We start from the raw sequence: 8494 nt of genomic DNA, 5'->3' as shown, positions 1-8494 counted from the left end.
CTCATCAGCCAGAAGACCAAGCTCGCCGAGGCGATCCGCTACGCGCTCTCACGCTGGGAGGGCCTTTGCCGCTTCGCCGGCGACGGCCGCATCGAGATCGACAACAACACCGTCGAACGGTCCATCCGCCCGCTCGCTCTCACGAGAAAGAATGCCCTGTTCGCCGGCTCGGACGGCGGCGCCGGCCACTGGGCCGTCATCGCCTCGCTGGTCGAGACCTGCAAGCTCATCGGCGTCGATCCCCAAGCCTACATGGCCGCCGTCATCACGTTGATTATCCAGGGACCTCTCAACAGTGCAACCGATGAACTGATGCCGTGGCAGTTCAAGCCGTCCGAAAGGCTCGCCGCCGTGGCCTGACGACGACGCTTATTGGACGCCCTCGGGTTAGATTTTTTCTGCCGTTCAAATCGACGGGAGACAGCATCCCGTTTCTGGGAACTGTCAGGAATTCCGTGTGTGGGTGGGCAGCAGCGCGCGTGCTATTTCAAAAACCTGCCGGCCAGTATTCGTCCAAATCGGCGCTTCATAATTCGAAGCTATTTTCTTTTCCGCCTCAGCCAATGCATAACGATTTTCGCTATACCAGAGGAGTTTTTCGGTCCATTTCAGAGTGTCGAATGGATCTATGTATTCCACCAGATCCCCTCCCACTTCGGGCAGAGAGCCGGCATCTGACGCCAGGCACATCTTGCCGTTCGCAAGACTTTCCGCGACCCCAAGCCCCCACCCCTCGTAGAATGAGGGAAAGACCGTGAACAGGGCATTCTGATACAGTGAGGCGAGATCGTTATCCGAGATATTCGAAAGAAGGACAACTCGGTTTCGGATGCGAGGATCTAGAGAAAGGTCTGCTAGAAAGTCGCTCACGCCCCATCCTTGCATGCCCACGAAAATCAGTTTTGGAAGGTTTTCGATACCCTGTTCTACGAGCCGTATGTACGCCCTGTACAGGACCTCATGATTTTTTCTGCGTTCGATCGTCGATACGTAAAGAATATATCGTTCGGACGCCAGAGTCTGAACCGCCTTTGATAACTTATCATTCGATACACGCTTAAGATCGGAGCCCAAAGTTATCACCGTGTTGGGCGGAACCGGCGCTCCCAAACTCTTCAGGAGATTGCTGAGATCGTGCTTGCTGCATTCCGAAATGCTCACAATTTCGTCGGAGCACCAAGCAAGGTCACAAAAATAGCGGGCGAACTTCGATGCGACATCCCCGACGCATAAGTGAGGGTACTTCACCGGAATCAGGTCGTAACAACAAAAGACCGTTTTGAAGCCTATGGCGCGCTTGGCTCGGGCGATGAAGGGCAGGTCTTTCTGATCCCAGTCAAGCCCGAGGGTCACGTAAACATCGTCCGCCTCGAAGGGAACGTTCCCTAGGACCGCAGGCGCATCCCGAATGTTCGGTGCCGTAGCAAGTTTTGTTGGCCGAAACCAAAGGCCGACTGCTTGCCGTAACTGTCTACCCGATTCCACCAAGGTCAAAACGGAGGGCTTGCGGCGCGCAGCATACAAAAACAGCCGATCCCCTATCGATCTGGGAAGCAGGCCGGTCGCTTTTCTCAGCCGGGCGGCTATCCTAGTCGCCCCGCCCGTCCGAACATTAGCCGGCATGCCAGAGACCCGCGTGGCGGCCGCGACGTAGGTGCTCCCACTCAAATTGCTTAGCATTTCCACAACGTCGGCTCGCGAAATCTCGACATATCCTTGCCCGGCAATGAAGCGGCAAAACCGAACCTTCGCGTCAGAGACTGTCAAGGCGTATTTAACGCATTCCGTTTCCACGCGGATGACCCCAACAGCCGGCCTGTTCCAGGCATACGTCGAGGTTATATCGAACCATATACTGCTCATGATCGTTCGACTTTTGCGGTATGTATGACGGTCTCCACCATATGCTTCAGCCTGCTCGACCAAAGCAGCTCACTGCGCATGTTCGGTTCATCAAGATCGGCCAGCGCGTCGAAGCGAGGACGCTGGAGGACATCTCGGATGCTGTCGTGGAACGCATAAGGATTGTCGGCGATCAAAACTTTGGCTGCGTCTCGGAAGCGTTCGAAACCTCGAAACGAAGTCGGAGTTCCCACCACGTACGAGCCCGAAAACAATGCTTCAGCTGTTTTGAGATTAGAGCCACCTCCGGAGCCGATAGGCAGGACGAAACCATGAGCCAATTGCCTAACCGCCGCCAAGTCCTCGTCTTCAAGCTGATACAACAGATGCAGACGAGAGTGGTTCAAAGCCGCCCAGCGGCCCTCAGAGAAAACTCTGTATACATGCTCACTGACACTGCCGGCGATAACGAAGCGGCTATCTGGTGGGAAACATCCGAGAGAGCCCCCAAATATGCGGTTCAGAGCCGTGAAATTGGGTGGGTGAGCGCTGGCGACATAGAGGAGCCAAGGAGCTTCAGGCAGTTTCCGCCGCCACTTATCGGCGACTTTCGGGTCCACTTCGGCACTTTCGATCCCGTTTCCTGCCATCAGCGCGAGTTTAGCTCCCCACTGCCGCAACACGGCCAGTTCCTCGTCGGTTATCGCCACAACAACATCAGCCTCGCAAGAGGCTCTTCGCTCGAGCGATTCGATAGCCTGTATGACTTCCGGGAATTCGAGGCCGTAGTCCTTGAAGATCGATGCTTTGAGAGGTGCCTCGATGTTTTCGGAGCCGTATACTAACACGGCTTTATTATCGCAGAACTCGTGATTCAGCCTTTTGCCCAAGTCCCAAAGCCACGGCTGCTCTAAGTGGATGACGTCGAACTTCCGGCCGAGTTTTCTCTTGATTGCGGGCCAGCCGCCGTCCTGCGCCACAGCGAAGACACCGGACATGAAATCCGCCACGAACGGAATGTCCTTCCCTGCAAACTTGCGATAAATGCTCTTCGCCGGAAACGGGATATCCATAGCCGTGTAATCTGCAGACGAGTAGGATTCTTCCGTATATATGGCCGACGCGACGACCATACATCCGGCTTCTGCGTATGATGAGCAGAGGTTCTTCAGCCGAACCTGTCCACCATGACGCGCTCTTGCAAAAGGAAATGTGCTCAGCACCAAAACCGAAATTTGAGGCGATTCCGAGGTCATCTATGATCTCACTTCCTTGCATTTCGCGCAGAAAACTTATATTTCACCGACCGCGAACGTAGCGAGCAATCTTCAGAAGATAGCTTGTGTTATCGTTACGAATTCCGTCAATTTTTTCGTTCAGATGAAAAATACTATCGCGAAGTGCAGACATGATTTCGGTCTGCCCGGAACGGAGTTCTTCGTTAATCGCCTCGAGTCGCATAACCCGCTCGTTGACGGTGCTCAGATCGCCGGCAACGTTCAGGATATGATCGTTTTTGTTCAGGTTGAATATCGAACTGTCGGCCAATTTGAAATGATCAAAGAGATTGGGGCCTGCTCCGAAATGGCGGCCAAGCTCCGGGTGTTCGCCGCTCACGTAAAACCGGTTGATGCCGTCGAAATAGGCGAAACTGTAGCCCAGTGACAGGAGAACTGGCTCCCATTCCTCGTAGGAGGGTGTCTGGGTATTGGGCAAAGTGCTTTCAACGACGACGATCCACGGCCGGGCGAGCGAGGGCCCCCAGCTATCGATTACAGATTTCTCCATTCCCTCAACGTCTATCTTCAGCCAGTGGATGTCCCGGTTGCCTGCTTGATCGAAGAGATAGCTCAAAGGCGCGGATCTCACCTGCACTCTTTCGATTTGCCGGCCGTCAAGGCGATGCTTTTCCATTACGTCAGGATCGCCGGTGCTCAGCCCGGTGTCACCTATTTCGAAGAAATCGATAGCTTTGCTGGACGTGCCGATGGCTGCGTGTTCCACGTGCTCGCCGGGCCTAGCCGCCCGAAGCTTGCCGACGTAATATGCTGACGCTTCGGCATGCATCCCGCGCCAACCATGGTCGAAAAACCCCTTGCTGACTGAGTCAACAAACGGATCTTGCGCCCCCACATCAATATAAAATCCGTTCGGAATATCTTTAAGAGCGCGCCACAGGATGACATCTTCGAAGTTCTGCGCATATGAAATGAACATTATTATAAAACATTCTCAATTTCGAAGTGGCCGTCCAGCCAGCAGTTTCCGATGAAAATAGGCTTGTCGGTGTTGACGACATCGAAGACCAATGCGTTGTCTACCCACTCGTAATTCTTGTCAAGATGGTTATCTGAAGCGACTAAGGCCGGGGAAATCGAATAAGACCCCGGCCCAAGTGTACACGTAAACTCATAATCAAACCGAACGCGGCTGTCGGCGGGGATATCCTTGACCGCTTGCTTGGTGTACCAGGTATTGGATCCCCAAATGATATGACCTGTACGGTCACGTAGCATATAGCCAAGAACCAAGGTCGGGATATGCTGGTTCACTGACGCAACCAAACGCAGTTTGAGTTTCTGGCCGACCAAAGCGGTCGCAACTGCGCCGCCAGTCTTTGCGTCTTCGAGTTTCAAGCTTTGGATCGTCGCCTCGTGTGTTCCCGATCGCGTTTCAAGCCAACCATGCTCTCCCCTGGTTTGGTTTACCCCTTCGGCCGCTTTGGCATCCTCTCGCTCGGCTATTACGGCGTTGTAATAGTCTACCACCTCGTCTGGCAGTCCGTCTCTCAGGACACGGCCTCCATCGAGAAGAATCACGCGGTCACACAGGGCCCGCACATCGGTGAGGCTATGGGTAACAAGGATTATAGATGTTCCCTCGCTTTTGAACTGGCGGATGCGATCGAAGCTTTTGTGCTGGAAATAGCTGTCGCCCACTGACAAGACCTCGTCGACGATCAGGACGTCGGGTCGCCGGGCCGTCGCCAATGCAAAGGCGAGGCGGGCTTGCATACCGCTCGAATAGACGCGGATTGGCTGGTCGAAGAACTCGCCAATTTCCGCAAAACTCTCAATCGCCGGCATCATCGCACCCAGTTCCTCCTGGGAAAACCCCATCAGGCCACCCGCATGGTAGACGTTCTGGCGACCGGTGAATTCCGCGTTGAAGCCAAGCCCTAGTTCGAGAATTGCGCTGATGCGGCCCGTCACTCTGACCTGCCCCTCAGTTGGACGGATTGTGCCGGTGATCATTTTTAGCAGGGTGCTCTTGCCTGCGCCATTCTGACCGATAAGCGCCAAGGCTTCACCCTGCGTGATGTCAAAAGAGATGTCGCGATTGGCCCAATATTCCGATATGGGTGGGATATTGGCCCCGAACCAGTTGGCGAAACGTTGCAGGTTGCTGCTATAGGTCGCATAACGCTTGCCAACGCCGGAGACGGTCATGATCGTGGACATCAAAGGGCATCTACTAGTTCGGGGCTTGCGCGACGAAAAATGACGAAAGATGCGACGACTGCAATGGCGCCGACGACAGCCGAGGGAATGAGGCTGCCGAGAGTGGGTGCTTGGTTAAGCAGCAGTGCGTCTTGATATATAGCGACCAGACCCGTCATCGGATTGAGGTCGATATAAGCGTGAATCCTGTCTGGCACCGCATTTTTTACATAGATAATCGGGGTAAGCCAAAACCATAGCTGTGTCAGTACGACCATGACCTGCCCGACGTCTCGCGCAAAGACGTTGAGCACTCCCAAAAGAACGCCAAGCCCAAAAGCGAGTGCCGAAATGAGAACTATGCCAATGGGCAGGTAGATCCACGCGATTCCGGGATAATGTCCGAAAAACACGAAAATAACGGCAATTGCCAGAAGGAGCAGTAGGTGATTGATGATCGCGCTGCCCCAGACGATCACTGGTAGGCACAGGCGCGGAAAGGCGATCTTCTTCATAGCGGAAGCCTGCTCTATGAATATAGTCATACTGCGGTTAAGAATCTCCGCGAAAAGACCCCAGGCTGCCATCCCCGAAAGAAGATATATCGGATAGGCGGCAGGACTGTCTATGTTGGCCATGCGTGCGCGCATCACCTCGGCCAGCACGATCGAGAAGATCAGGGACTGCGCCAAGGGGTGCAGGATGAACCAGAAGCCGCCCAAGTAGGAACGAGCGAAACGCCCTTTCAGTTCGCCGCGGATCGATGACAGGATGAAGTAGCGATAGTCCCAAAGGCTTCTTAGCACGTTGAGATCCTATATATCTCAATTGGTAGCATTGATGCGATCTCTCCAGTCGGAAAGCACTGCGGCTATAGTATCTTCCAGTCGGAATTGAGGTGCCCAGTTGAGGCTACGACGAACGGCGCTCGCGTTGCCACGGGCGACAGGAATGTCAACCGGGCGAAGCCGGTCCGAGGCAACGGCGACCTCAATCTCGTGGCTTGACATGCGCAGAAGGACCTCGAGAACCGCGCGGATTTCGGCGGCTTTCCCGGAAGCGAGATTGAAAACTTTCCCATCCGCATCTCGGCCTTGGCCAAGGGCCGCTAACGCATAGGCGCGCGCGACGTCTCGAACGTCGAGAAAATCCCGTCGCGCACTTAGATTGCCGACTTCGATTACCGGCGATGCGAGACCCGCTTCGATTCTGGCGATCTGGCTGGCTAAGGCCGGAAGGACATATGCCTCCGTCTGGCCCGGACCGGTGTGGTTGAAAGGGCGAAAGCGGATGGAACGTAACCCGTCAAAAAACATCTGACCGATCGCGATGTCAGCCGCCGCTTTTGTCGCGCCATAAACATTCATCGGCTTTAGCGGCCTGTCTTCGCTTAAAGGGACGCCGTCGGCGTCCGCAAAAGATTGCCCGTAGCACTCCGAACTCCCGGCAAATACGAAACGGCAAGCTGGTACTTGGCTGAGAACGGCCGAAGCGAGATTGACCGTACCTTGAAAATTGATGTCCCACGCCTGTGCCGGATCCTTGCTAGCTTCCTGTGGAGCGGCAATCGCGGCCAGATGCGCGACCGCGGTCGGCCCAACCTCACGGACCGCTGCAGTCACCGACGCTTTGTCCACGACGTCGAGAGCCACGTCGCAGCGTGGGTCGCGCCCCGCCGATATCAGCTCCAGATCGGTGTCGAGGGGAAATTCGCGGAGTATCCTCATCAGCCAACTACCGACAAATCCAAATGCTCCGGTTACAAGGATCCTATGCTTAGCTGTCATCCAGCCCCCCCCGATGAAACCGACTGCGAACGGGTCAATCGTTTCAGATCAGCGTCAACCATCTCAACGATCATTTCTTCGAGCGTGATCGTCGCCTCCCACCCAAACACCTCATTGGCCTTCTGAGGATTACCGAGTAGAATGTCGACTTCGGCTGGACGGAAGAGGATCGGGTCGATGACCAGATACTTATCCATGTCGAGGCCGGCATGTTCGAAAGCGATTTTGCACATGCTGCGGACGGTTGTGGTGCGACCAGTTGCGATAACGTAGTCGTCAGCAACATCCTGTTGCAGCATCATCCACATGGCGCGGACATAATCCTTGGAATGTCCCCAGTCGCGCTTGGCGTCAATATTGCCGAGGCGCAACTCGTTCGCTAAGCCGAGCTTGATACGGGCAACACCATCGGTGACCTTGCGGGTGACAAACTCTATCCCGCGCAACGGCGACTCATGATTGAACAAAATCCCGCTCGAAGCGTGCAGGCCAAAACTCTCGCGATAATTCACGGTCAGCCAATGGCCGTAGAGCTTTGCGACGGCATAGGGCGACCGCGGGTAGAAGGGCGTGCTTTCAGATTGCATCTCTTCCTGGATAAGGCCGAACATCTCGGAGGACGACGCCTGATAGAAGCGAGCGTCCGGGCGTTCCAAGCGAACACCTTCAAGGATATTGGCAACGCCTAGTCCAGTCACATGACCGGTGAGGATCGGTTGTTGCCACGAAGATTTGACGAAGGACTGTGCGCCTAGATTGTAGACCTCGTCCGGTTTGACATCGCGTATCGTGCGAATCATGCCGGAAAGATCGAGTAGGTCTCCGTCGACGATCCTCACATCGCGGGTGATGCCGAGCCAATCGAGGCGGCTGAGGTTGACGTCGGAGGTGCTCGAGCGGCGCGCAAGCCCATGAACTTCGTACCCCTTTTCCAACAAAAGGGCCGCAAGATAGGCGCCATCTTGGCCGGTAATGCCGGTAACCAGCGCTGTCTTTTTCACACGTTTCTCCGTAAATCAACCACTCGACAATTCATGAGAATAGCGTCCCAAAATGGGCGGCCATCAGTTTGCTAAACGGCACCGACTTTCTCCGAGTCCGTTTGGCGCGAGTTCTACCCTGCGATCGACGCGAGGTCGAGGGCGTCGTAGAAGTTCGCATCGGCCTTAGAGAGCGTCCCCATAAACGGGTTCAGCGAGGTGGCGTAATCTGATTCAATCTCCTGGAAGGGAGATTGCCATGCGTCGCCATGAACTGTCGGATCAGGAATGGGCTGTCATCGAGCCGCTGCTGCCTCAAAACAGCCGCGGCGTCGCCCGGGTCGACGACCGGCGGGTGATCAACGGCATCCTCTGGCGGTTCCGCACCGGCTCATCCTGGCGCGACGTCCCGGAGCGTTACGGTCCTCGGACCACGCTCTACAAC

The 8494-nt window shown here is 55.3% G+C and carries 9 protein-coding genes; 2 read left to right on the top strand and 7 right to left on the bottom strand.

The features are described from left to right. The coding region (locus H536_RS0121840) for an IS66 family transposase (RefSeq protein ID WP_024352440.1) at positions 1-360 on the top strand (360 nt) is incomplete at its 5' end. Positions 361-444: 84 nt separating this feature from the next. On the opposite strand, the gene H536_RS23505 is transcribed toward H536_RS0121840, so the two are convergent. The 7 genes from H536_RS23505 to H536_RS0121805 are packed head-to-tail and all read right to left on the bottom strand — an operon-like array spanning position 445 to position 8070. Then, positions 445-1863, bottom strand: a complete 1419-nt coding sequence (locus H536_RS23505; protein ID WP_024352439.1) for a glycosyltransferase family 4 protein — start codon at positions 1861-1863, stop codon at positions 445-447. Next, entirely contained in the window at positions 1860-3098 is a 1239-nt protein-coding gene (locus H536_RS0121830; protein WP_155898602.1) for a glycosyltransferase family protein, read from the bottom strand. The genes H536_RS23505 and H536_RS0121830 overlap by 4 nt, the downstream gene beginning before the upstream one ends. A gap of 43 nt (positions 3099-3141) precedes the next feature. After that, positions 3142-4059, bottom strand: coding sequence for an FkbM family methyltransferase (locus H536_RS0121825; RefSeq protein WP_024352437.1), 918 nt, complete (start codon positions 4057-4059; stop codon positions 3142-3144). Between the two features lie 2 nt (positions 4060-4061). Then, positions 4062-5303, bottom strand: coding sequence for an ABC transporter ATP-binding protein (locus H536_RS0121820; protein ID WP_024352436.1), 1242 nt, complete (start codon positions 5301-5303; stop codon positions 4062-4064). Continuing rightward, entirely contained in the window at positions 5303-6088 is a 786-nt protein-coding gene (locus H536_RS0121815) for an ABC transporter permease (protein ID WP_024352435.1), read from the bottom strand. Before H536_RS0121815 ends, H536_RS0121820 begins: the two co-directional genes overlap by 1 nt. An 18-nt stretch (positions 6089-6106) precedes the next feature. After that, the gene (locus tag H536_RS0121810) at positions 6107-7069 is read right to left on the bottom strand and encodes a GDP-mannose 4,6-dehydratase (RefSeq protein WP_024352434.1); all 963 of its coding nucleotides are present in this window, start codon (positions 7067-7069) and stop codon (positions 6107-6109) included. After that, complete coding sequence (locus H536_RS0121805) at positions 7066-8070, bottom strand: GDP-mannose 4,6-dehydratase (protein WP_024352433.1); 1005 nt, start codon at positions 8068-8070, stop codon at positions 7066-7068. Before H536_RS0121805 ends, H536_RS0121810 begins: the two co-directional genes overlap by 4 nt. A 238-nt stretch (positions 8071-8308) precedes the next feature. Here H536_RS0121805 and H536_RS0121800 point away from each other — a divergent pair. Continuing rightward, positions 8309-8494: transposase (locus H536_RS0121800; protein WP_024352441.1), on the top strand; the 186-nt coding region annotated here is incomplete at its 3' end.

The organism is Aurantimonas coralicida DSM 14790 (genome assembly GCF_000421645.1).
In the GTDB taxonomy this organism is placed as follows: Bacteria; Pseudomonadota; Alphaproteobacteria; order Rhizobiales; family Rhizobiaceae; genus Aurantimonas; species Aurantimonas coralicida.
Note: the sequence above shows the minus strand (reverse complement) of the source record. Positions and strands in the feature narration are given on the sequence as shown.